Source organism: Dysgonomonas sp. PF1-14 (assembly GCF_029892965.1).
GTDB lineage: Bacteria > Bacteroidota > Bacteroidia > Bacteroidales > Dysgonomonadaceae > Dysgonomonas.
In genome coordinates this window covers 187051-210347 of record NZ_JARXWN010000003.1, presented here as the reverse complement: position 1 = coordinate 210347, position 23297 = coordinate 187051, and the positions used below count along the sequence as shown (strand labels likewise).

The following is a 23297-nucleotide window of genomic DNA, read 5'->3' as shown; positions in this document are numbered from 1 at the left end:
TTGGCAATCTTATTTTGTATTATTTCAAATATATTTTTTTCTTTTTATTCGCAGGTTTGGCGGGCTAAAGCAAAAGTGAAAAGTGAAAAGTAGAAAATAGAGAAGAAAGATGAAAATAAGAGCCAAAGAATAATCAGAAACAGCTATATGAAATATTTTCGGTCAAATTTAAACAGACTCTAAGCATATATAGAAATAAGACGAGGATAGATAATGAGTAAAAAAGAGCGTTATAAGACGCTCTTTTTTATTATTGAAAATGGTTGGTTTTTCTATAGAGAAACAATCATTAGAATACCTTTTTATTTAAAGAATTTAAATATAGATATCCCTGTAAGGTTTGGAAAGCTCAAAAAGACACTCTATTTATGCTAAATTTTGTAAGTACAAATATCTTTCAAGAAAAAACTTGTATATTTGCCAAATATATAAATTAGGCTCATTGTATAGAAACTGAAAACTTCTAAAAAACAAACACAAATGAATACAAGCAAATATATAATATTGCTATCCCTTATGCTGCTGTTCCCGTTGTTTGCTGTTGGTCAGCGACTAAAGCCCGTAACCAAAAGGGAAGCGGAACAGATTGGCAAGAAAACATATAAGGTTACTACAGGCGAAGTTACCAAAGTGGTAAATACTGTAGGCAGCGGACTCGATGATGAATATTCTAAATTCCTCTTTCGTTCGGGAAGAGGCGAAGCAGACTCTATATTTTCTGAGATAAGTTCCAATTATAATAGTCTTGAAGAAGCGGCACTCGATATAAACGATCTTTTACTGAAAGTAGAAGAAGAGCGAAAAGCCAATAATGAAAACAATGAATCCCTCGCTTTCTGGATAGCCAAGCGAAACAGGGATCGTCGCAAAGTAGAAAAAGAGGCACAAACAATAGCTAAAGGAATAATAAAAAAAGAGAAAGAACTGACAGCAGAAGAGTTAGCCCTTATGTATGTTAAATATGGGGACAAGCCTACTTATTATATAAATGGCGTAGAAGTACCATCTGCTATTGCTGTACAACTATACCCTTCGGAAATAGTAAAACGTGATATTATAGCGACTGAAACGGCATCGGGCAATCCTAATGGCGAAATCTGGTACACAGTAACAGACAGGGCTCTTAACAGAATAAAAATCCCAACCGATCAGGCTTACGAATATATATATGGAGGGGAGCCTTCAACAACTGTTATTGCTCCGCCTGTATCTTCATCAGCGACTAAAGTTCCTTCAACACCTTCTACTGAAACGAAAGAGTTGAAGACAGTATTGAAAGAGAAGAAAAAAGCGGACTTGAAACCACTTCCGGTTGTAAGGAAAGGAAAAGGTAAGGACAGTAAGTCTAATGATGCTGTCGTAAAGAAGAGCACAAAACAGAAGGAGTCTGCAAAAGAGATAATTAAAAAACAAAATATAGATGTACCACAGGAAAAAGAGCAGGTTGTAATTCCTGTCACAACACCTGTTGAAACTCCGGCTACCCAAACCACAGTTCCGGCTGCAACGTTAACTCCGGCAACAACAACTGCTCCGGCAGAAAATAATCCGTTCAGAACCCGAGTAGTGTCAAGAACGATAAATAACCAGAGAGTCAAAATCGAAGAGCCTATTGAGTCGTCAGGTACCGTAACAACAACTACAACGCCGGCTCAGCGTTCGATACCAGTTGTAAGAAAAAGCGAACAAAATACCGAACCTGTGCAGAAGCAGTCTACCCCTGTGCAGACAGTAAAGAAACAAGAACCTAAGGTAGAAAAGAAAAAAGCTGAGCCAAGTTCCAATAAATCCAAAAGATCCGTAAGAGCTATCAAGGAAAGAGAACAGAGCCAGTACGATGAAGCAGAGATGGAGTAATAAGGGAAAATTTATCCTTTCAATAGTGCTTCTATAACCTTAGGGAAGTGTATGTACTCCAATGCATGCACTTTGCTAGCTACATCCTCGTAGGTGTCGTCCGCTAATACCGGACACTTCGCCTGAAATATGATGGCACCCTCGTCATAGTTTTCATTCACATAGTGTATTGTGATCCCCGATTCGGTTTCACCGGCAGCCACCACAGCTTTATGGACATTGTCACCGTACATTCCTTTACCGCCGTATTTGGGTAATAAGGCAGGATGTATATTGATTATTCTGTCGGGATACGCAGTCAGAAGACTAGCCGATACCTTTAATAAGAATCCGGCTAATATGATAAAATCTATACCTTTCTGTTGTAAAAATTCCAAAACTTTATCACTACTATAAAAGTCATTCTTTGAGAAAGTAACTGATTCTACATTCAGCTTTTTAGCTCTTTGATGGACATAAGCATCTTCTTTGTTCGATACAATAAGTGGTATTGTAACGGAGTTGTCTCCTCTGAAATACTCTATTATATTTTCGGCGTTAGAGCCTGACCCGGAGGCAAAAATGGCTAATTTTATCATTTAGTATAAATATATATTTCTGCACACAAACAAAAAAAATGTGCAATTTTAACTATTTTATCAACAAAATATTTGTTTCGTATGTATAAAAAACTGTTACTTTGCACCGACAAAATTAAAAATAAAAATTTATTATTAATCAAAACTAGAAATTATGTCAGAAGTAGCATCAAGAGTGAAAGCAATAATTGTTGATAAGTTAGGTGTTGAAGAGTCTGAAGTAACTGATACTGCCAGCTTTACAAACGATTTAGGTGCAGATTCACTTGATACAGTAGAGTTAATCATGGAATTTGAAAAAGAATTCGGTATTTCTATTCCAGATGATCAAACTGAAAAAATCGCTACAGTAGGAGACGCTGTCTCTTATATTGAAGCAAATGCAAAATAATCTTTTTTCCTACATTAACTTATGGAATTAAAAAGAGTAGTAGTAACAGGTCTAGGCTCGGTAACTCCTCTCGGCAACGATGTAAAAACTACATGGGAAAATGCCTTAGCAGGAATGAGTGGGGCTGGACCTATTACTCATTTTGACGCGTCAAAATTCAAAACACAATTCGCATGCGAAGTAAAAGACTATGATCCGTCGAAGTATATGGATCGTAAAGAACTTCGTAAATGTGACAGATATACACAGCTTGCTATAGGTTCGTCGGAAGAAGCTATTGCGGATTCAGGTCTCGATTTTGAAAAAGAGAACTGTGACAGAATCGGTGTTATCATGTCAGCCGGTATCGGCGGTATCAAAACTTTTGAAGAAGAGGTTGGATACTACTTTACACACGAAGACATGGGACCAAAATTCAATCCGTTCTTCATTCCCAAAATGATTTCGGACATTGCTGCCGGACTGATCTCTATCCGTCATGGATTGCGTGGACCTAACTATGGAACTGTATCAGCCTGTGCTTCATCTACACATAGTGCCATCTCGGCTTTCGACCACATTCGTTTAGGCAAGGCAGATGTAATGGTTGTAGGCGGTGCCGAAGCGGCTATATCCGCATCCGGTGTTGGTGGGTTCAATGCTATGACTGCTTTGTCTACACGCAATGATTCACCTCAGACTGCTTCTCGTCCGTTTAGTGCCAGCCGCGATGGATTTGTGATCGGTGAAGGATCTGCGTGTCTTATATTCGAAGAGTTGGAACATGCTTTAGCTCGTGGAGCTAAAATCTATGCCGAAATAGTCGGCGGAGGAATGTCGGCAGATGCATACCATCTTACGGCGTCTCACCCCGAAGGTTTGGGAGCTAAGCTTGTGATGAAGAATGCACTTCAAGATGCACACATGAGTCCTAACGAACTGGATTATGTCAATGTACATGGTACTTCTACACCGGTTGGTGACCCTTCTGAGATAAAAGCTATCAAAGAAGTATTTGGAGACCACGCTTATAATATGAATATCAGTTCTACAAAGTCTATGACAGGTCACCTGTTAGGTGCTGCCGGAGCTTTGGAAGCGATGTTCTGTATATTGGCTGTACAAAACGATATCATCCCTCCTACTATTAACTTCACTGAAGGAGACGAAGATCCGGAAATTGACTATAAGCTAAACCTGACTTTCAACAAAGCTCAGAAGAGAACAGTTAATGTGGCTCTTTCCAACACATTCGGTTTTGGAGGACACAATGCTTGTGTAATTGTAAAGAAGTTTAAGAAATAAGTCACCGTGCTTAAAAAGATATATCGAGGTATAAGGCTTCTTCCCAAGAAAAGGAAGGAGCCTTATATGTCTTTTTACAAAATACTCGGATTTCATCCTTTCAATATAACCCTGTACGAACAGGCATTGTTGCATAAGTCGTCTTCTATAAAAATGAAAGATGGCAGATGGATAAACAATGAACGTCTCGAGTTTCTGGGAGATGCGATACTGGATGCCATTGTAGCCGATATTGTATTCAAAGAATTCGAGTACAAGAAAGAAGGCTTCCTGACCAATATGCGGTCGAAGATCGTACAGCGTGATACGCTGAACAGGCTGGCTCTCGAACTCGGTATAGATAAGCTTGTGAAAACGTCTACCCGAAGTACTACTCCCAATACTCATATGTATGGCAATGCACTGGAAGCACTGATTGGGGCTATCTATCTCGATCAGGGTTATCGTGCAGCAAAACGGTTTGTATTTGAAAAACTAATACAGCAGCATCTCAACATAGACACTGTCGCTGAACTTGAGGCTAATTTCAAGTCGCGCCTCATTGAGTGGAGCCAGAAGCAGAAGATATCTGTCAGTTTCGATCTGATAGATAGTTTTGTCAATGAAGCCAATACTCCTATATTCAAAACATCAGTTTCCATTTTAGGCTTACAGGCCGGAATCGGCACAGGCTATTCCAAAAAGGAATCGCAACAAAAGGCTGCTAAAGAAGCTTATAATAAACTGCATTGTAATGACAATTTCCGCAATCAGGTATTCGAGTTGCACGAACAACATCAGCAGTTGCAGAATGACACTTATGCCGGTAATGGAGAAAATATAGCTCCGACTACTGATGAAACAAAATAGAGGCTATATCCATAACCTCTATCTATTCTATCCTTTAATATTTGAAACTGCTTCCGCCCAAGAATTCACGTAATAGCGATGTCGGTGGCAATTCCTTATCATTTATATAGTTGAAGTATTTAAGAAACTTCAATAGGCGATGCGCTTCGGCATACTCGGGAGCGCTGTTGGGCACCTGCGATAAGATAGGCTCGGCATAACGGCGCAATGCAGCAAATTCGTACATCATTGCCGAATTGAACATCACATCGGCATTCTCCTGATATGGGAATATCCATTTGTCCTCCCCTTTGCGTACGCTAGGCCAGCGCGATATAGTGTCTATAGCCGAATAATTACGGTAGCGATAATCGCGTATCAATCTGCGTAACAACCTATTATCGGTTGTCGGTATCCAGTTGTGGTTATCCAGTGAGATTGTTGTAAGAGCCGACACATATATCTTAAATTTCTGATAATCAGGTATTCCAGATGTCAGCTCCGGATTCAGCCCATGAATACCTTCTATCACCAGTATTGACTGGTCTTCGAGTTTCAATGTATCCCCTCTGTATTCACGTTTCCCTGTAGTGAAATTGAAGGTCGGTAACGAAATTTCCTCACCTCTGAGCAAAGCTTCAAGGTCTTCATTGAATTTCGGAATATCCAGTGCATATAGCGATTCGAAATCAAATCCACCATCTTCATCGAGAGGTGTCATATCTCTGTCAACAAAATAATTGTCAAGCGACAAGCCTACCGGTTTTATCAGATTTACCATCATCTGTACTTCCAGTCTCATTCTGAAAGTAGTCTTGCCCGACGACGATGGACCGGAAATAAGTACTACACGCACTCCATTTTCTGCTCTGGCTGCTATCTGTTCAGCAATATTGGCTATGGTCTTTTCCTGATAGGCTTCCGATATCTTTATCACATCCGGCATTTTACCCATCTGATTAGCCTTGTTCATGTCACCTACATTGTCCAGTCCGATAATGTTCAGGAATTTCAAATGTTCATTATATACATTATACATCTGTGGTTGTGGAATTACGGGTTCCAATTCCACTGGGTTGGAGCGATTCGGGATGCGGAGCAATAAGCCGCCATTATAAAGTTCAAGTTCATACAGATGTATATAGCCAGAAGATGGCACCAGGCATCCGTAGAAATAATCAACTGTATTATCCATCCTGTAATACCGCGAGTACAGCTCGCCCGATGTCTCCAGCAGAATTGCTTTGTCTTCAAATCCTCTGTCTTTGAACATCTGTACTACCTTTGTCGTCTCCTCTTCTATCCCTTCAAAAGGCATATCGGCATCTATGTATTCCTGTATTTTTGCCTTTATAGCCTTTATTGTACTCTCATCTATTTTGTCTACTTTGCTGATTCTACAATAATAGCCAAGCGAAATAGGGTGTTCTATATAGAATTCGGCATCGGGGTGCAGTTCAGCAACAGCCTTTGCCAATAGAAAACATAATGAACGCACATACGTCCTCATTCCTGTAGGCTCTGTAAGGTCTACAAATTGTACGCTTTTGTTATGGTATGCCCTGTAATCGAGCGGTTCTGTTTTGTTGTTTACTCTTGCAGCTACGATTTTCGATTTAGCCTGAATATCGAATGCCTTTAATACTTCTATTAAACTGGTTCCTGCCTGAAAATCTTTATAAACACCTGTGTTTGTGCAGTGAATAGTGATTTTATTATCCATATGAATATTTTACATTAGTTTAGTCCATTTCATTAAGAAAGAAGTGACAAGTTTGTCCTTTTCATAAATATAGCCATTTCTTTCGGCTTCTGTTTTCAGATAGAGTTTCATGTTAGTAATTATATATTTTTTTAACGAAAAACTAACAAACATTACAGTTAACAGTTAGCAAAAATTTGACAAACAACGTTCGACGAAGCGAAGGCGAATCAATTATCAATCACAGGAGCACAGCGTATGTAAAGTTGACGCTTTCCACACTATTTTTTTTTAATTGTTATTTTTTTCTGTAGAGGTATCCCTTATGAGCAGGGTTGTTAAATTCTAATTTCCTTTAAATCAATTGCCTCCAGTTTTAAGTGGAGGAATAAGGTTGATTATTCTGAAATGGCTTTAGCCAAAACAGATTCGACTAAAGTCTTTTAGGTATTACTTCCAACCCGCTTTTAAGAGACGTGGCAATTCGTAGAACTTATTATTTTTAGACAGACAAGTAAACAGTTGTATTTGTATAAAAACAGACCTGTAAACAAATCTTGTTAAGCAGTACAAAGACAATAGGCATTATCAAAAAAGCCCATCTCAGGCATTTAAGTTTTTTTATCTACATTATTGAAACGTTTTGCTTAAATTTGCAGCGCGACACACTTTATACTTATGGATAAAAAGACTAAAACGAAATCGAAAAAGAAAGGTTTTTTCAGCAAGTATGCACCTCAAAAAATAGTAAAAGCGCTATGGATTGCCTTTGGTGGAGCCATAGCTGTGATTACGATTATTTTTGCACTTATTAGTTTAGGTGTAATCGGGTATATGCCTAATGTAGAAGACCTAGAGAACCCGATAGATAAATATGCGTCTCAGGTATATTCTTCTGATGGCAAACAACTGGGTACATATTCGCAGGTTAAGAACAACCGTATATTTTCCGATTACAGCGACTTGTCTCCTTATCTGGTAGAAGCACTGGTGGCAACCGAAGATGCCCGATATTACGAGCATTCGGGAATAGACGCCTATGCTTTGGGACGTGCTATTATCAAACGAGGTTTGCTGTTTGATAAAAGCGCCGGAGGAGGTAGTACAATTACCCAACAATTAGCAAAACAGTTATATTCGCCTCCTGCTGAAAACTGGGTGGTACGTGTATTCCTGCGTAAACCAATAGAATGGGTGATTGCAGTGAAGTTGGAGCATTATTATACAAAAGAAGAAATCATAAACCTATACCTTAATCAATTTGATTTTTTGCACAATGCCGTAGGTATAAAGTCAGCATCACAGGTGTATTTCGGCAAGACTCCTAAAGATTTAAAGATAGAGGAAGCTGCAACATTGGTAGGAATGTGTAAGAATCCATCGTCATACAACCCTAAAGGTAATCCGAATGATTCTAAACATCGTAGGAATGTCGTTCTCGGGCAAATGCTCAAATATAATTATATCAACAGACAAGAATTTGATTCATTAAAAGAAACTCCATTAGTTTTAGATTTCAGAAGAGGTGACCATAAAGACGGGCTTGCCCCTTATTTCAGAGAGTATCTGCGTATAATTATGAGTGCAAAGAAACCGACAAAATCGAACTACGCTTCATGGCAGATGGATCAGTACACGTCAGATTCGCTTAACTGGGAGTCTAACCCACTATATGGATGGTGCTCCAAAAACAAGAAAACCGACGGCTCGAGCTATAGTCTCTATACCGATGGGCTTAAAATATATACTACAATAGACTCGCGTATGCAAAAGTATGGTGAAGAAGCCATGACCGAGCATATGAGTAAAGAAATGCAGCCTAAGTTCGACAAGGAAAAGAAAGGTCGTGCTTATGCTCCGTATGCTTACTCGGAACGGAATAAAATAGAAGAGAAGCTAACTCGTGCCATGAAGAACTCTGACAGATACAAGACTATGAAGAAGGCCGGTGTATCGGAAAAAGAGATAGAAAAAACCTTTAAGCAACCTGTCGAGATGAAGGTCTTTTCGTGGCGTGGCCCGGTAGATACGGTAATGACGCCATTAGATTCTATCCGCTACCATAAGTCTATACTTCGTGCAGGCTTTATGGCAATGGACACACACAATGGTTTTGTAAAAGCCTATGTGGGTGGTATCGATTATGCATTTTTCCAATACGATATGGTGAATATGGGGCGCAGGCAGGTAGGTTCTACCATCAAGCCGTACCTGTACACTCTGGCTATGGAAGAAGGGATGACGCCATGTGACGAAATGGTATATGCACAACAAAGCATCGTACAGGAAAACGGACGAGTGTGGACTCCGAGAGGACTGAAAGCCTCTAAAGTCGGTGAAAGCGTCTCGATAAAGTGGGGATTACAGAATTCAGACAATATGGTGACTGCCTATCTGATGAGCCGAACATCTCCTTATACATTTGTGCGCATGCTGCATTCATTCGGGCTTACAGGACGTATCGAGCCGGTTGTGTCTATGTCGTTAGGTACGCCGGAGGTTACAGTAGCCGAAATGACAGCGGCTTATACTTCTTTTGCAAATAAAGGGGTACGTGTAGATCCATTGTATGTTACTCATATAGAAGACCAGTACGGAAATATAATAGCAAATTTTTCGCCAAGGCTACAAGAAGTATTCAGTGAATCTTCGTATGTGAAGATGATAGATATGCTACAAGGTGTAACTAATGGCGGAACCGGCGGACGTATCAGACGCTATGGCGTCACAGCACCTATGGGTGCGAAAACAGGTACGACAAACGATAATACCGACGGCTGGTTTATGGGATTCACTCCTAGTATTTCGGCAGGATGCTGGGTAGGCGGAGACGAGCGTACTATTCACTTCGACAGTATGGCTAACGGACAGGGTGCAAGTTCTGCATTGCCTATTGTAGGCTTGTTCTATAAGAAAGTATTTGCAGATAAAAGTCTTGGTTATAGCCAGGCAGAACGATTCCCCGTACTGAGTGGTTACGGTGTATGTGACCGGACGGAGGAAGTTGACGATGCGCCCGACGATGATAAGAATGTAGGTATAGATAATATGTTCCAATAGCCATGCTCTACCCTACTTCTTAACCTGCATGATCAAATACTATTACATAGACGATATATCTAAACAGCAACAAGGGCCGTTCAGCCTGAAAGAATTGTTGACGAAGAAAATACGTCCCGAAACAAAAGTCTGGCGTTCGGGACTCGCCGATTGGGACGAAGCCGGAAATGTGGAAGAATTGGCTTTTTTATTCGACTCCAGTCTTTCCATTCCACAAGAGAAGACCGAAACTATACGGATTAATGTTTCTGAAGAAAGTAACCATAGGCCGCAAGCACCTGTTCCTACAATGAGCAGACCTCAGCCTACAGCAATCCGTCCACAGCAAAGCATAGATGATGATAATAAGTGGAACGATATACTACCTATGCCTAAAAACTGGCTGCTCGAGTCCATACTATTATCTATATTCTGTTGTTCCCCGATAAGTGTTGTCGGCATATTTTATGCTTCTAAGGTAGAAAGCCTGTATCATCAGAAAGATTATAAGGGAGCTGTTCATGCTTCGGAGCGGGCTAAGGTCTGGGCACTTGCGGGAATCCTGTTCCTGCCTGCGTGCTATGTTCTCTTTTATGTATTTATAGTGCTTTTATACTTCATTGCAGGGTGACATATGTGCTATCCCAATTCCGAGAAATCATCAGACAGGTCGAAGTATATAACACGATTATTTGTAATCCTGATTGTGTTATTTGTTGGCGGGTTAGTTTATTACTTGTTCAGCCCCGAAGAATCCGGCTTTTTCCCCCGTTGTCCGTTTCATACCTTAACGGGATTCGAATGTCCCGGTTGCGGTTCGCAGCGGGCAATACATCATCTTGTGCATTTCGATCTTCATAAAGCTTTTACAAGTAATCCGCTACTGATTATATCCATACCATATATTTTGGTCTGTCTCTGGCTCGAATATTTTGGAGGAAAACAGAAATATCCTAAAATAAGAAAAGCACTCTACGGAAAGAGTGCTATTTATGCTGTTCTTATTATAATTATCGCATTCTGGATCGGGCGTAACCTTATCTGACAGGTTCTACGGTATATCCCAGCTTAGCCAATTGGTACAAGAGACCTTCTTCGCCTGCCAGATGCAGAGCGCCGGCAGCTATCAGACTCGATTTTTCTTTCATTATGGCAGGAAGCTTTTCTATCCATCTATCATTCCTGTCTTTCATCATGACATTCTTTCTTATTTCGGTCGAAGGGCACGGATCATCCGGATTATTATACGCAAGATTGTACATTCCCGTCAGGTCTGCCGCTTTGTAAAACGCGTTCAATTGATCTAGTTGCTCTTTCGAATTCTCACCATTGCTCACCATACAAACCAAGTCCTCTGCCTGGGTTTTCAGGGGCTCGGCATCGAAAAGTGCATACACCTGGTCTTCTATAGTTTCCATACCTAATACCGGCTTACCCTTTTCTGTTGCTATGCGTTGCAAATAGGCGTCGATTGCTTCGTGCGATGCCGGATTGAACTCTGGATAAAGTTTTGAATACAGGATAGTGCTGTAAAACATTGACAACATTCCCGGCTTAAAGTGCCCATACTGTGCAAGCCCCGCTGTTACAAGAGCTATAAGCCCCTCATCCAGTTTCTTATAGTCGGCTTCCGACAGAAGGTTCTGATAGGTTTCACCTTCAGGCAGCTTGGCGTTTTCTAATACCTTTTGCTGCATAGTTGCCATATTCGACATCACTACTTCACCGACAGTTTGTTCTGTGCTTTCCATGGCATCCTTCAATCCACTAATTTCATTTACAAAACTGATATGAACCAAATGATGTGTGCCAAGTATATAAGACGGGGACGTGAGCCCGTTTCCGGAAACTTTCCAGAGTAATGAGCCTGTATAGCTTTCGGGCGTGCCGCCTTGTGCCGATACAGTCAGTAAAGATATCATTGCCAACAATGTGCCTATGATAAGTGTTGTGATTGCTTTCATTTTTCTTCTATTTGGGTTAGTTACATTTCTTTATCGAATTCTTCGTTTTCTTTTACCAACATCTCTACTTTACGGATATTCTTGATGTACAAGTACTTGTACACGAAGTAGCAGATAATTATGGTACCACCTATGCCAGTTATCAGCATTGCTAGTTTTACCGGACTGCTTAGTGCCGGATACATGGATGGCAGCACGAAGTAAGTGTACATAAAAAAGAGAGGGAGTACGAGTATGAGACCGCAGATTATTTCCTTGACAATATATTTTTTATACCTTGTTATCTCTTTGGAAACATCAAGGATACCCATAGCTGATAAGTCAATTTGTTTTAGGAATTTTATTTTATACATTTGCCAGAAAGCACCGCCAACAACTAATACTGAATAGAAGATGCCAAATAGCAGGTGCATGCAACAAGAAACTAACACCCCGATTGCCAGACATGGTATCATCAGGAATAGGGCAAATTTCTCTACTTTCAGCAGGCTGTTGAAAGCACTTTTGCCTTCATTGGAAATCATTTTTTGTATTTTATCGTCACCTATATCCGGCTTGATTTCCGTTTCCTGCCATGTCTTTTTTATATTATCCAGATCCATAATGGTTAGTTTTGTTCGTTAGACATTTGCTTTAGTTTATCCTTTATCCTGCTCAGCTTGGTAGCAACATTGGTTACGCTAAGCCCGGTAATCTCGGCTATCTCTTTGTACGATTTGTCATCGAGATAGAGCAATACTAAAGCACGTTCTATTTTACCCAATCGATTAATAAGTTTATATAATTCCTGTATGTCTTCATTTGTCTCCACTGTTTCGGGTATGTCCATCGTAATATCCACATAGGTTACATCCCGCTTGCTCCTGCGAAAAAACGAAACACAGGTGTTCAGTGCGATTCTGTATATCCATGTAGAGTATTTACTTTCACCCCTGAATGACGGGAATGCCTTCCACAGATTGAGTACAACCTCCTGATAAAGATCACTTATCGGATGATCCTTGTCGGTATAGAAAGAGGTGATCTTGTAAATAATACCTTCGTTCTGACGTATCATTTCCAGAAATTGTGCATCCCCTTTCTGTGCTTGTTTCATTCTGCGCTACCTTTCTTTTAATTATATATGTCGCAACTTTGACGGTTTTGTCACAAATTAAAGCAATTTTTCTGTTTTCTTCCTTTTCATTCACCTTTTTGTGGATATGATTTATCACTAAAAGAATTATCTTTGTATTGAATCTCAATCAAATTGCAGTGAAAAGAATAATTTATATGCTGATATTATTTGTCAGCTTGTCTGCGTGTAATTCTGTAAAATATATGACTGATAAAGAAAAACTTTTAATAAATAATGGTGATGAAAATACTCCATACAGGGTATTGCTGACTACAAGTGAAGAAGATTCGCTTTTCCTGAGAAAGAAAGCGATTGATATTGATGTAAAAAATATAGCGACAGATAAAGACCTGCAATTCTTTATACACCGCCTGCAACTTACTCTGGCCGAAGAGTCGGGCGTGGGCATTGCAGCACCTCAGGTAGGTATAGGACGCAATCTGTTTTTGTTTATGCGTATCGACAAACCGGATATTCCGGTACAGGTGGCAATAAACCCACGTATAACAGACCATTCTGAAAATATGATATGTTTTGAAGGTGATGGCTGCCTTTCGGTACCCGATATGTCGGGCAATACAATGCGATATGAATGGATAGATGTAGAATATTATGACCAGAAAGGTGATTTTATCAAAGAGCGCCTTTCCGGAAGTTCGCGCCAATCTGATTTTACAGGAATTATTTTTCAACACGAATTTGACCATCTGCAAGGCACGCTCTTCTTCGACAGGCTTTGCGAATAAAATCCTATTGAACGATAAACTACAGAAAAAATATTCTTATATCAACTAAAATAGTACTTTTGTAATAATTAAACTATTTAATAATACTACTGATAAAACTTTTACTGATTATGAGTGCAATAGACTGGTCAAATCTGTCATTCGGATATATGAAGACAGATTACAATGTAAGAAGTTATTATAAAGATGGAAAATGGGGTACACCAACCGAGACAACATCTGAGTATATCGACATTCATATGGCTGCAACCTGTTTGCATTACGGGCAGGAAGCATTTGAAGGGTTGAAAGCTTTCAGGGGGAAAGACGGGAAGATACGTGTTTTCAGGATGAGAGACAATGCCTTGCGTATGCAGTCGTCGTGTCATGGAATTATGATGGCCGAACTTCCGGTAGAAGTTTTTGAAGAAACAGTATTGAAAGCGATCAAACTGAACGAACGCTTTGTGCCGCCTTATGGTAGCGGAGCATCGTTGTATATACGTCCTTTGCTGATAGGCACAGGGGCACAGGTAGGGGTGAAACCTGCAAGCGAATACCTGTTTGTTGTATTTGTGACACCGGTAGGCCCTTACTTCAAAGAAGGATTTAAGCCTACGCCGGTTGCCATACTTCGCGGATACGACCGTGCCGCACCTCTGGGTACAGGTACTATAAAGATAGGTGGTAACTATGCTGCCAGCCTTGTGGCAGGAGACAAAGCACACAAAATGGGCTATTCTGCTGTGTTATACCTTGATGCAAAAGAAAAGAAATATCTGGACGAATGCGGCCCTGCCAATTTCTTCGGTATTAAGAACAATACATATATCACACCGGCATCTTCATCTATTCTGCCATCGATAACGAATAAGAGTCTGATACAGCTTGCTGAAGATCTGGGAATGAAGGTAGAGCGCCGTCCGGTAGCCGAAGAGGAACTAGCAACATTCGAAGAGGCCGGACAGGTAGGTACTGCTGCTGTCATCAGCCCTATACTGCGGGTAGACGATATAGATGAAAACAAATCTTATGTGATATCTAAAGACGGTAATGCAGGTCCTGTCAGTACAAAATTGTATAATAAGCTGAGAGCGATACAGCTGGGAGACGAGCCCGACACACATGGCTGGGTGACTATTCTCGACTAATAAGCCCCTCCAACCTCCCCAAGGGGGAGGCTAGTTCCCCCTTCGGGGGTTAGGGTACCTAATTTTTTATATATGGAGCAAGTACAATCAAACGGAAGAATGGTGCTGCGCACCGAAAATCTGGTAAAAAGATATAAGTCGAGAACAGTTGTAAATCACGTCTCAATAGATGTGAAGCAAGGAGAAATTGTGGGATTACTCGGACCTAACGGTGCGGGTAAGACCACAACGTTCTATATGACCGTAGGGCTTGTAATACCTAACGAAGGAAAGATCTTCCTGAACGAGCAGGAGATTACAAAATTCCCTGTTTATAAACGTGCACAAAACGGGATTGGCTATCTGGCGCAGGAAGCTTCTATTTTCCGTAAAATGACGGTAGAAGACAATATCCGTTCGGTACTGGAAATGACAAAAACATCGAAAGAGTACCAGAAAGAAAAACTTGAAAGCCTGATTGACGAATTCGGGTTACACAAGGTTCGTAAAAATCTTGGAGACCGCCTGTCGGGAGGTGAACGACGTCGTTCCGAAATTGCCCGATGCCTGGCTATCGACCCCAAATTTATCATGCTCGATGAACCGTTTGCCGGAGTAGACCCTATTGCCGTACAGGATATCCAGGAGATTGTAGCAAAGCTGAAATATAAAAATATCGGGATACTTATTACAGACCACAATGTGGACGAAACGCTCAGTATTACCGACCGAGCCTATCTGCTGTTCGAAGGAAAAGTTTTGTTTCAGGGAACTGCGCAGGAACTTGCTGAAAACGAAATTGTGAGAGAAAAATATCTGGGTAGAGATTTTGAACTTAAACGGCGCAACTTTGAATATCTTAAAGATAAAGACGATGACGATTTCGGCTCAGGTGGCGCAACGGACATTATTGATCTGGCTTCCGATTTCATGAGCCACTTGTAAAATATAATAAAGAATACACAAACTATCGAAATTATAATCGGACAATCAGGCGTTTCAGGTTCATCAGCCGTAAATAATGCTATTTAACTGTATTATAGTGAAGATAAATAAATATTTTTTATCTACCTTTGCACATTAGTTAATATGGGACGATTTTTAGCAATAGATTATGGGACAAAACGCACTGGCTTAGCTGTCTCCGATATACTGAAAATCATAGCGAACGGTTTAACGACTGTTGCTACCCATACTCTGTTCGATTATCTGAAAACCTATCTGGAAAGAGAGGACGTAGAAAAGATCATTGTAGGCTTGCCAAAGCAGATGAATAACGAATATTCAGAAAACATGAAGCATATTCGCCCCTTTGTGAAGAAACTACAAACGCTTTACCCCAATATCCCGATAGAACTATATGACGAGCGTTTTACATCAGCCTTAGCTCAGAAAGCGATAATTGATGCCGGATTGAAGAAAAAAGACAGGCAAAACAAAGCGCTGGTAGATGAAGTAAGTGCGGTCATCATTTTGCAAAGCTACATGGAAAGCTTACGTTTACAAAACAAATGAATAGAATATGATACTACCTATATACTTGTATGGACAGCCGATCCTTAGAAAGCCAACTAAGGAAATAACTGCCGACTATCCCGATCTGAAAAAACTCATAGATAACATGTTTGAGACGATGTACAATGCCGATGGCGTAGGGCTTGCAGCTCCCCAGATAGGCTTGGATATACGGCTTTTTGTTATCGACCTTGAAGCTTTGGCAGAAGACGATCCTAAATACAGCGGATTCAAGAAAGTATTTATCAACCCGCGCATCGTTGAATATACGGGTGAGATTGTAAAAATGGAAGAAGGTTGCCTTAGCATTCCCGGGATAAACGAAAATGTAGATAGAGAAGAGGCAGTTCGCATACAATATTTCGACGAAAACTTTGTTTCTCATGATGAAACATACGACGCATTCTTTGCACGTTGTATTCAGCATGAATACGACCATATAGAAGGAAAACTATTTGTGGATAAAATTTCCGGCATCCGCAAGCAGTTAATCAAGAGTAAGCTGAACAACCTTATTAAGGGAAGAACAAATTGCCGGTATAAAGTAAAAGCGCTGGAAGGTAAAATTTGAGAAACCGGATATATTTATGAAAAACGTAATAAAGATATTTTTAATACTCGTTTGTGTTTATGCTTTTAGTTCTTGCGTAACCAACAGGGAAACGGACTTGCTACAAGATATAAAGCTGAACTACCCTCAATTAACAGTAAAGGCCGAAGAATATAAGATCATTCCCGGAGACCAGTTGAGTATTGTCGTATATGCGTGGGATCCGGAAGTATCCCGTATGTTTGCCGGATACACACCCCGTTTGTCGTACAGGGGACTAAACGAATCTACAGATGTGAGTACCGGTTCACAAATAAGGAATCTGGAAAATACAGATTACATAGCGCCTGTTACTGTATATGCCGACGGATCAATAACATTCCCATACATAGGGAAAGTATATGTGCAAGGACTTACAATGTTGCAGGCAAAAAATATAATCAGTGAAAAGCTGAATACTTTCTCGGAGGGTACTACAGCCGACGTAACTCTTGCTAACAGATATTTTAGCGTTCTGGGTGAAACGGGAGCAAACAGAATCACTATGACCAGTACGTCTATGACTATTTTTCAGGCTTTAGCTATTGCCAGTACAATAGGTCCTTATGGTGACAGGTCTAAGGTTACTATCATCAGGCAAAATGCAAAAGGGTCTGTATCTAAGACATTCGACCTGAGAAGTAAAGATATTATCGATACCGAATTTTACTACATACAGCCTAACGATGTATTGTATATACCACAAACATCGAAGAAATTTTTCGGTTCGACTGCAAACTTCCCCGCGCTATTGGGATTATTGCTTTCTGTCGGTAGTGTAATCGTTGTTATACTTAGAGCGTTTTAGACATATGGAACATATACATAATAAAACTCAGAAATGCTGTGAATATGGAGGTCCTATATGCTCAGGCAAATTTAAAAGAATACGAATGAAATACATTTACTATTACTTGCTGATTGGTATTGCCTCACTAGGCCTTTTCTCTTCTTGTATATCCAGCCAAGAGATCAACTACATGCAGGTAATCAATAAACAATACCCTTTACAGGAATTTAAAGAATACAAGCTGGTAGTGGGAGATATGATAACCTGTGCTATTTCGTCCAGTGATCTGGAACTTGTCTCTACTTTCAATACAGTCTTATCTTCCAATCAGAATGCACTGAAAACCTATACTATATACGAAGACAGCACAGTAGTGCTTCCTTTCTTCGGCACAGCTAAGGTTGCAGGGCTCACAGTACAGGAAGCAGAGGAAGTTATTCAGGAAGTAATGCAGGAATCGGTAAAAGATGTACAGGTAAAAGTTTCCATTGCAAACAATTTTTTCTACATTTACGCAAACGATAAGCGAGGGTCTTACCGGGTCTATAAAGATAACCTTACCATCTATCAGGCATTGGCTATATCTCAGCAGACTACCGGCACAATGGATCTTACACGTGTAAGCATCGTAAGAAAAAATGCCGATGGAAATACAGCAATAAAGACCTTTGATCTTCGCTCGCAGGATGTGATTCAGTCTGAATTTTATTATATACAACCCAATGATGTGATATATTTCCCTACTAACAAAAATGCCTTTTTCAGTATAGACTCGATGGGAGCATTTGTATCTATGGTATCAGGACCTTTAACATTCTTCCTGTATTCTATATTATATAACGGTTGGTAAAAAGAAAGTAAGCAGCAGTAAATTTCGATTATGGATATTGAAAATAAAAACAATAGAGTAGCAGATAACGATCCTTATTTCGAGGAGGTAAAATCGAAAACGACCATTTCTTTCGATTTCGTCCTGTGGTTTTACAGGATACTGAAATATTGGTACCTCTTTGTCATTTCTATCGCTTTATGCCTGACTTATGCCTATATAAAAAATAAAAAATGGGTTCCGGCCTTTATGATTCAGGCTGTCATGATTCTTCAGGACAATAACTCGTCCAGTGTTGTCTCGGGTGCCATACCTACAGCCAGTCTGTTGCGTAATACCGAAAATCAGATGATCGTCTTACGGTCTTATGGTCTTACCGAACGTACAGTAGAGAATCTGCCTGAAAAAATGAGGGTGGATTACTTCATTAAGACACGTTTCAAGGTGATAAACCTTTATTCCGATACGCCGGTGAGGGTTCAGGACATTGAAATTAAATCGGATGAGGCCTATCGTTATGTGTATGAAATAGCGTATGTAGATAAAGATAGATGCGAAGTAAGCTACAAACCCGATCCCGATAAAGACGATAAAGTAACAATTGCAGCGCCATTCGATCAGGAGATAGAAACCAATTTTTTAAAGTTGAAACTGGTAAAAACCAAAGCTTTCAGACCTGACCTACAGGGAGAATTTAAGCCCGACATACAATCTATCAACTTCAAATTATTGTCAAATAATGAGTTGATCGGTATGTTTAACGGACGTGTCAGCCCGTCCCTTCAAAACGACAATTCTACTATACTGAATATATCTATGGCAGGATCTAATCCAGCCAGAGACATAGACTATATGGGAGTCTTGCTTGATGAATTCCAAAATTACAATCTGACACTGAAAAATGAGCAGGCAGAACGTACGATTACATTCCTCGATAACCAGTTGCAACTCATCAATGACTCACTCGATATCTCGCGTCTTAAATTAGAGGATTTCCAAAGAGCTACAGGTGTATATGACATAACATCCCAATCACTGAAAGTAGATCTGGATAGTGCCAACAGGGAAAAAGATGCCCTTGCTGTACGTGAACGTTCTGTTTTGGCATTGACTGAGGCCATCAAAAGCAATATTATGCAAAGCGAAGAACTGATAGATCCTCTTACCTTGAATGTGAGGAATATGAAGCTTAGCGAAACTATAAAGAAATACAACGATGTGCTGGATAAAGCTAAAAATCTGGGAGCAAAGAACCCGTTGTATAATAAAGTGATAGATGAACTCAACGATTACAGAAAGCAGATATTGCAGGAAGTACAGATACTACAGGTAAATCTTCAGGATCAGAAAGACGGACTGGTGAGGAAATATATGGTGCTTGAGGCCAAAATGGATAATCTGCCGCCTCAGGAACGCGACTTCATCAAATTTCAGAGAGAAAACCGTCTGAACGAAGTCTATCAGCAATACCTGACTCAGAGAAAGCGCGAAGCCGAAATACAAAAGGCATCCAATACGCCGGATAACTTTGTATGGGAAGAGCCCCGTCAGATGGGAGGAGCCTTCAACGGAGACGTGAAAAACAAAAATTATATGTACTTCTTTATAATAGGATTGATCATTCCACTTTGCTTTGTCATATTGAAAGAAGAAGTATTGAACTTCTCGATCATGACAAAAGAAGAATGTGAGAAAATATCGGGATTCCCTGTTATCGGTACTATAGAGAATATTTCTAAAAAATTGAATGATGGTGTCGTCTTGGTCAAGAACTATCCTAAATCCAGTTTTGCCGAATCGTTCCGCAACATGCGTGTACGTATAGAATATATGGCTCAGCGCGAAAGTAAGATAACAGTATTGGTAACATCTACAGAGCCTGCCGACGGAAAAACATTTATTGCTACCAATATAGCATCCGTCTATCAGCTAATGGGCAAGAAGGTGGTAATTATCGACTTAGACTTGAGGCGTCCTTCTGTAGCTAAAACATTGCAGGTAGATGCCACAAAAGGTGTATCCAATTATCTGATCGGACAGGTGACACTTGATGAGATCACGATAGCTCACCCAGACTACGGATTCGACATTATTCCTGCCGGCACATTGCCTCCTAATCCGAGTGAATTGATCAAAACAGAGAAGACAAAAGAACTGTTGGCACATCTGAAAGAAGTGTACGATTATGTAATTGTGGACTGTAGCCCGGTAGGTCTCGTTTCCGATGCGTATATATTATCCGAGCTGGCAGATACAACTCTGTTTGTTGTCCGCAGAGCTAAGACTAACAGGTCGTTCTTCAAGAGCGTTATCACCCAGTTGAAACAAGATGGCGTGAATAATATTGCACTGGTATTCAATGACGTGAAAGGACGTGAAGGGTATTACGGAACATCTCGCTACTATGGAGATAAAACCTATTACCTCAAGAAGAATTCCTACTACCACGACGACTATTTTGAAAACTAAAAAATATATTAAAAAGAGAGGCTCACAAAGCCTCTCTTCTTTTTTGTTAACGTATTATTCATATATTTGCCTGTCATATAATTAATAATACACAACGTGAAGAAATTCCTCCTTTTTATATTCGTATTATTCAACTGCTTGCTGTCTACAGCTCAGGTCAATACAGAACGGGTTATAATGATCGGGCGTAATGCCTTGTACTACGAAGATTATGTGCTGGCTATCCAGTATTTCAATCAGGCGATAAAAGCAAAGCCATATCTGGCTGAGCCTTATTTCTATCGTGCTATAGCCAAATACTTTTTGGACGATTTTAAAGGAACAGAAGACGACTGTACACTTGCACTGGAAAGAAACCCATTTATGTCGAAAGTATATCAGTTGAGGGCTGATGCACGTCAGAACCAGAATAATTATGATGGGGCGCTCGAAGATTATAAAGTGACGCTAGATGCTTTTCCTAACGATAAATTTGCCCTTATAAATTCGGGGATCGTCAATATACAAAAGAAAGAATACGAGAAAGCCGAAGAATACTTAAACACACTTTTGAGAGTCAACCCTAATTACACACAAGGTTTCTTGACAAGAGGAGCATTGTATCAGGAAAAAGGAGATACAGTACAGGCATTCAACAACTTCGATCAGGCGATCAAACTGGATAAATACCTGCCACAGTCATATTCTATGCGTGGATTACTGCATTATTACAAGAAAGATTATGACAAGGCGATGGCCGATCTGGATGAAGCTATTCGCCTCGATCCTATTCAGACCGGAAATTATATTAATCGTGGTTTGGTTCGCTACTCAAAGAACGATCTGCGTGGAGCAATGGCCGACTACGACAAAGTTATAGATCTGGATGCGAACAATATCATTGCACGCTTCAATCGCGGATTGCTCAGGTCACAGGTCGGAGACGACAACCGTGCTATATCGGACTTCGATGTAGTGTTGAAATATGAACCTACCAACTATATCGCATATTTCAACAGGGCACTGATCAAGAATAATATCGGTGATTACAGAGGAGCGTTGGAAGATATGAATACCGTATTGGCCGAATATCCTGAGTTCTATCATGGTTTTTATGCCCGTTCCGATATCAAACGTAAGCAGAACGACCTGAAAGGTGCCGAACGTGACTTCAACTATGCCCGTAACGAAGAATCGAGAAAGAACCGCGAGTTGGCATCGGGTAAAGTGGAAGAAGACCAGACGAAGACCAGAGAGAAATCAGACAAAGACATGGACAAGTTTAACTTGTTGATGGTTGCCGACAAAACGGAAGAAGAAAAAAGCAAATATAGCAGCAGTACAAGAGGACGGGTACAAAACAAGCAGATCAAGCTTGAACTTGAGCCTAAATTCGTAGTGTCGTACTACGAAAAACCTAACGATATACGCCGTTTTGTGTACTATAGCCAGTTGGTTGATGTGCTAAATAAAAAATCGGTGCTGCCTAAAAAGCTGCGGATAACCAACAGTGAAGCCGCACTCAACGAATTCCAAATACAGGAGCATTTCAGGTCTATAGACGACCTGTCCAAACATATAGTGGAAAACCCATCCAATGCCGACCTCTATTATGCGCGCGCTATGGATTATATGCTTGTGCAGGACTTTGCAGCTTCGATAGATGATTTCAATAAAGTTATCAGTCTCGATCCTAAATACACACTTGCCTATTTCAATCTGGCAATAGTATATACCAAGCAACTGGAACTGAAAGAAAACTTCTCCGAATATGAAAAGAAACCGGAACAGACAGACCTGCCAGGATTGAGTACCCCTAAGAAAGATACGACTTTACCCGTAGGCACTACAATGCTCGATGCGATAAAGTATGACTATGATATTATTATTAAAAACTACAATAAAGTAATAGAATTGAATCCTGAATTTATCTATGCCTATTACAACAGGGCTGAGATTCGTTACATGCAGAACGATTACCGTACGGCAATCCTTGATTATAACGAAGCTTTGCGACGCGACCCTGAGTTTGCAGAAGCGTATTATAACAGAGGTTTGAGTCGTTTCCAAATAAAGGATAAAGATCGTGCACTCGACGATATGCGTAAAGCCGGCGAGATGGGAGTAGTGGAAGCATATAGTATAATAAAGAGAATGACGGAGTAATTATTTCCTATTTCTGCTTTGAGATGGGACTAAGAGCTTTCATTAATTTGTAAATGCTTTATCTATAAGATATATTCAGTAAACAGTATCAGTCAACAGTTAGCAAAAAGCGATCTTTGAAATAACATTCAGCGGAGCTAATTGATAAATCGGCGAGCGAAAACAATGCAAAAAGTGTAAGGAATGTAAGAGTCTGTTTAAATTTTACCAAAATATTTTATTATAGATTCTATTGGCAATCTTATTTTGTATTAAGTAATACATAATATTTATTGTCGTGTTCAGTGCTGTAGGGACGAAACAGTGTTCGGCGGAGCAAGAGCATAGTCAATGACAGAGAGAATA

General features: G+C 40.1%; 20 protein-coding genes and 1 pseudogene. 16 read left to right on the top strand and 5 right to left on the bottom strand.

The window, feature by feature from the left end; translation table 11 throughout:
- Positions 1–480: 480 nt before the first annotated feature.
- On the top strand, positions 481–1857 hold the full coding sequence (locus M2448_RS05355) for a hypothetical protein (RefSeq protein WP_280645535.1): 1377 nt from the start codon (positions 481–483) through the stop codon (positions 1855–1857).
- A gap of 11 nt (positions 1858–1868) precedes the next feature.
- Here the strand turns inward: M2448_RS05355 and purN are convergent, their stop codons facing one another.
- A complete protein-coding gene (gene purN / locus M2448_RS05350; RefSeq protein WP_280645536.1) occupies positions 1869–2435 on the bottom strand; it encodes a phosphoribosylglycinamide formyltransferase in 567 nt (188 codons plus the stop codon).
- A gap of 154 nt (positions 2436–2589) precedes the next feature.
- Between purN and M2448_RS05345 the strand changes: the two genes are divergently transcribed.
- The 3 genes from M2448_RS05345 (at position 2590) to rnc (ending at position 4959) form a co-directional block, all read left to right on the top strand.
- Positions 2590–2826 carry an acyl carrier protein gene (locus M2448_RS05345; RefSeq protein WP_280645537.1) on the top strand — a complete coding sequence of 79 codons (237 nt, stop codon included), beginning with the start codon at positions 2590–2592 and terminating at the stop codon, positions 2824–2826.
- Between the two features lie 21 nt (positions 2827–2847).
- On the top strand, positions 2848–4110 hold the full coding sequence (gene fabF, locus M2448_RS05340) for a beta-ketoacyl-ACP synthase II (protein ID WP_280645538.1): 1263 nt from the start codon (positions 2848–2850) through the stop codon (positions 4108–4110).
- 66 nt (positions 4111–4176) lie between these two features.
- Positions 4177–4959 carry a ribonuclease III gene (rnc, locus tag M2448_RS05335; protein ID WP_280645539.1) on the top strand — a complete coding sequence of 261 codons (783 nt, stop codon included), beginning with the start codon at positions 4177–4179 and terminating at the stop codon, positions 4957–4959.
- Between the two features lie 34 nt (positions 4960–4993).
- Here the strand turns inward: rnc and M2448_RS05330 are convergent, their stop codons facing one another.
- Entirely contained in the window at positions 4994–6661 is a 1668-nt protein-coding gene (locus M2448_RS05330; RefSeq protein WP_280645540.1) for a nucleoside kinase, read from the bottom strand.
- Positions 6662–7318: 657 nt separating this feature from the next.
- Between M2448_RS05330 and M2448_RS05325 the strand changes: the two genes are divergently transcribed.
- The 3 genes from M2448_RS05325 to M2448_RS05315 are packed head-to-tail and all read left to right on the top strand — an operon-like array spanning position 7319 to position 10724.
- Positions 7319–9700 carry a transglycosylase domain-containing protein gene (locus tag M2448_RS05325; RefSeq protein WP_280645541.1) on the top strand — a complete coding sequence of 794 codons (2382 nt, stop codon included), beginning with the start codon at positions 7319–7321 and terminating at the stop codon, positions 9698–9700.
- Between the two features lie 28 nt (positions 9701–9728).
- Entirely contained in the window at positions 9729–10310 is a 582-nt protein-coding gene (locus tag M2448_RS05320; protein ID WP_280645542.1) for a CD225/dispanin family protein, read from the top strand.
- A gap of 3 nt (positions 10311–10313) precedes the next feature.
- Positions 10314–10724: a DUF2752 domain-containing protein gene (locus M2448_RS05315; protein WP_280645543.1), complete on the top strand. Its 411-nt coding sequence runs from the start codon at positions 10314–10316 to the stop codon at positions 10722–10724.
- On the opposite strand, the gene M2448_RS05310 is transcribed toward M2448_RS05315, so the two are convergent.
- Genes M2448_RS05310 through M2448_RS05300 form a run of 3 tightly spaced genes read right to left on the bottom strand, consistent with a single transcriptional unit; the run spans position 10717 to position 12739 of the window.
- Positions 10717–11643: a TraB/GumN family protein gene (locus tag M2448_RS05310; protein ID WP_280645544.1), complete on the bottom strand. Its 927-nt coding sequence runs from the start codon at positions 11641–11643 to the stop codon at positions 10717–10719. The genes M2448_RS05315 and M2448_RS05310 overlap by 8 nt on opposite strands.
- A 20-nt stretch (positions 11644–11663) precedes the next feature.
- Positions 11664–12245, bottom strand: coding sequence for a hypothetical protein (locus tag M2448_RS05305; RefSeq protein WP_280645545.1), 582 nt, complete (start codon positions 12243–12245; stop codon positions 11664–11666).
- A 5-nt stretch (positions 12246–12250) separates the two neighbouring features.
- On the bottom strand, positions 12251–12739 hold the full coding sequence (locus tag M2448_RS05300; RefSeq protein ID WP_280645546.1) for a sigma-70 family RNA polymerase sigma factor: 489 nt from the start codon (positions 12737–12739) through the stop codon (positions 12251–12253).
- Positions 12740–12915: 176 nt separating this feature from the next.
- Between M2448_RS05300 and def (M2448_RS05295) the strand changes: the two genes are divergently transcribed.
- The 9 genes and pseudogenes from def (M2448_RS05295) to M2448_RS05255 all read left to right on the top strand — a co-directional run bounded on the left by def (M2448_RS05295) (position 12916) and on the right by M2448_RS05255 (position 22952).
- Positions 12916–13506: a peptide deformylase gene (gene def, locus M2448_RS05295; protein ID WP_280645547.1), complete on the top strand. Its 591-nt coding sequence runs from the start codon at positions 12916–12918 to the stop codon at positions 13504–13506.
- A 110-nt stretch (positions 13507–13616) separates the two neighbouring features.
- The gene (locus M2448_RS05290) at positions 13617–14636 is read left to right on the top strand and encodes a branched-chain amino acid aminotransferase (RefSeq protein ID WP_280645548.1); all 1020 of its coding nucleotides are present in this window, start codon (positions 13617–13619) and stop codon (positions 14634–14636) included.
- 72 nt (positions 14637–14708) lie between these two features.
- Positions 14709–15464 (top strand): annotated as a pseudogene (gene lptB / locus M2448_RS05285) (LPS export ABC transporter ATP-binding protein); the annotation flags it as partial.
- Positions 15465–15704: 240 nt separating this feature from the next.
- Entirely contained in the window at positions 15705–16130 is a 426-nt protein-coding gene (ruvX, locus tag M2448_RS05280; RefSeq protein WP_280645549.1) for a Holliday junction resolvase RuvX, read from the top strand.
- A 7-nt stretch (positions 16131–16137) separates the two neighbouring features.
- Entirely contained in the window at positions 16138–16701 is a 564-nt protein-coding gene (gene def / locus M2448_RS05275) for a peptide deformylase (RefSeq protein WP_280645550.1), read from the top strand.
- A gap of 16 nt (positions 16702–16717) precedes the next feature.
- Positions 16718–17527: a polysaccharide biosynthesis/export family protein gene (locus M2448_RS05270; RefSeq protein WP_280645551.1), complete on the top strand. Its 810-nt coding sequence runs from the start codon at positions 16718–16720 to the stop codon at positions 17525–17527.
- An 85-nt stretch (positions 17528–17612) separates the two neighbouring features.
- Entirely contained in the window at positions 17613–18359 is a 747-nt protein-coding gene (locus M2448_RS05265) for a polysaccharide biosynthesis/export family protein (RefSeq protein WP_280645552.1), read from the top strand.
- 30 nt (positions 18360–18389) lie between these two features.
- Positions 18390–20807: a tyrosine-protein kinase family protein gene (locus M2448_RS05260; protein ID WP_280645553.1), complete on the top strand. Its 2418-nt coding sequence runs from the start codon at positions 18390–18392 to the stop codon at positions 20805–20807.
- Positions 20808–20903: 96 nt separating this feature from the next.
- Entirely contained in the window at positions 20904–22952 is a 2049-nt protein-coding gene (locus tag M2448_RS05255) for a tetratricopeptide repeat protein (RefSeq protein WP_280645554.1), read from the top strand.
- Positions 22953–23297: the final 345 nt, after the last annotated feature.

What these genes read in the sequence shown, in the direction of transcription:
- M2448_RS05355 (WP_280645535.1), top strand. Translation starts at nt 481, where the DNA reads ATGAATACAAGCAAATATATAATATTGCTATCCCTTATGCTGCTGTTC.
- purN (WP_280645536.1), bottom strand. Translation starts at nt 2,435, where the DNA reads ATGATAAAATTAGCCATTTTTGCCTCCGGGTCAGGCTCTAACGCCGAA.
- M2448_RS05345 (WP_280645537.1), top strand. Translation starts at nt 2,590, where the DNA reads ATGTCAGAAGTAGCATCAAGAGTGAAAGCAATAATTGTTGATAAGTTA.
- fabF (WP_280645538.1), top strand. Translation starts at nt 2,848, where the DNA reads ATGGAATTAAAAAGAGTAGTAGTAACAGGTCTAGGCTCGGTAACTCCT.
- rnc (WP_280645539.1), top strand. Translation starts at nt 4,177, where the DNA reads ATGTCTTTTTACAAAATACTCGGATTTCATCCTTTCAATATAACCCTG.
- M2448_RS05330 (WP_280645540.1), bottom strand. Translation starts at nt 6,661, where the DNA reads ATGGATAATAAAATCACTATTCACTGCACAAACACAGGTGTTTATAAA.
- M2448_RS05325 (WP_280645541.1), top strand. Translation starts at nt 7,319, where the DNA reads ATGGATAAAAAGACTAAAACGAAATCGAAAAAGAAAGGTTTTTTCAGC.
- M2448_RS05320 (WP_280645542.1), top strand. Translation starts at nt 9,729, where the DNA reads ATGATCAAATACTATTACATAGACGATATATCTAAACAGCAACAAGGG.
- M2448_RS05315 (WP_280645543.1), top strand. Translation starts at nt 10,314, where the DNA reads ATGTGCTATCCCAATTCCGAGAAATCATCAGACAGGTCGAAGTATATA.
- M2448_RS05310 (WP_280645544.1), bottom strand. Translation starts at nt 11,643, where the DNA reads ATGAAAGCAATCACAACACTTATCATAGGCACATTGTTGGCAATGATA.
- M2448_RS05305 (WP_280645545.1), bottom strand. Translation starts at nt 12,245, where the DNA reads ATGGATCTGGATAATATAAAAAAGACATGGCAGGAAACGGAAATCAAG.
- M2448_RS05300 (WP_280645546.1), bottom strand. Translation starts at nt 12,739, where the DNA reads ATGAAACAAGCACAGAAAGGGGATGCACAATTTCTGGAAATGATACGT.
- def (WP_280645547.1), top strand. Translation starts at nt 12,916, where the DNA reads ATGCTGATATTATTTGTCAGCTTGTCTGCGTGTAATTCTGTAAAATAT.
- M2448_RS05290 (WP_280645548.1), top strand. Translation starts at nt 13,617, where the DNA reads ATGAGTGCAATAGACTGGTCAAATCTGTCATTCGGATATATGAAGACA.
- ruvX (WP_280645549.1), top strand. Translation starts at nt 15,705, where the DNA reads ATGGGACGATTTTTAGCAATAGATTATGGGACAAAACGCACTGGCTTA.
- def (WP_280645550.1), top strand. Translation starts at nt 16,138, where the DNA reads ATGATACTACCTATATACTTGTATGGACAGCCGATCCTTAGAAAGCCA.
- M2448_RS05270 (WP_280645551.1), top strand. Translation starts at nt 16,718, where the DNA reads ATGAAAAACGTAATAAAGATATTTTTAATACTCGTTTGTGTTTATGCT.
- M2448_RS05265 (WP_280645552.1), top strand. Translation starts at nt 17,613, where the DNA reads ATGAAATACATTTACTATTACTTGCTGATTGGTATTGCCTCACTAGGC.
- M2448_RS05260 (WP_280645553.1), top strand. Translation starts at nt 18,390, where the DNA reads ATGGATATTGAAAATAAAAACAATAGAGTAGCAGATAACGATCCTTAT.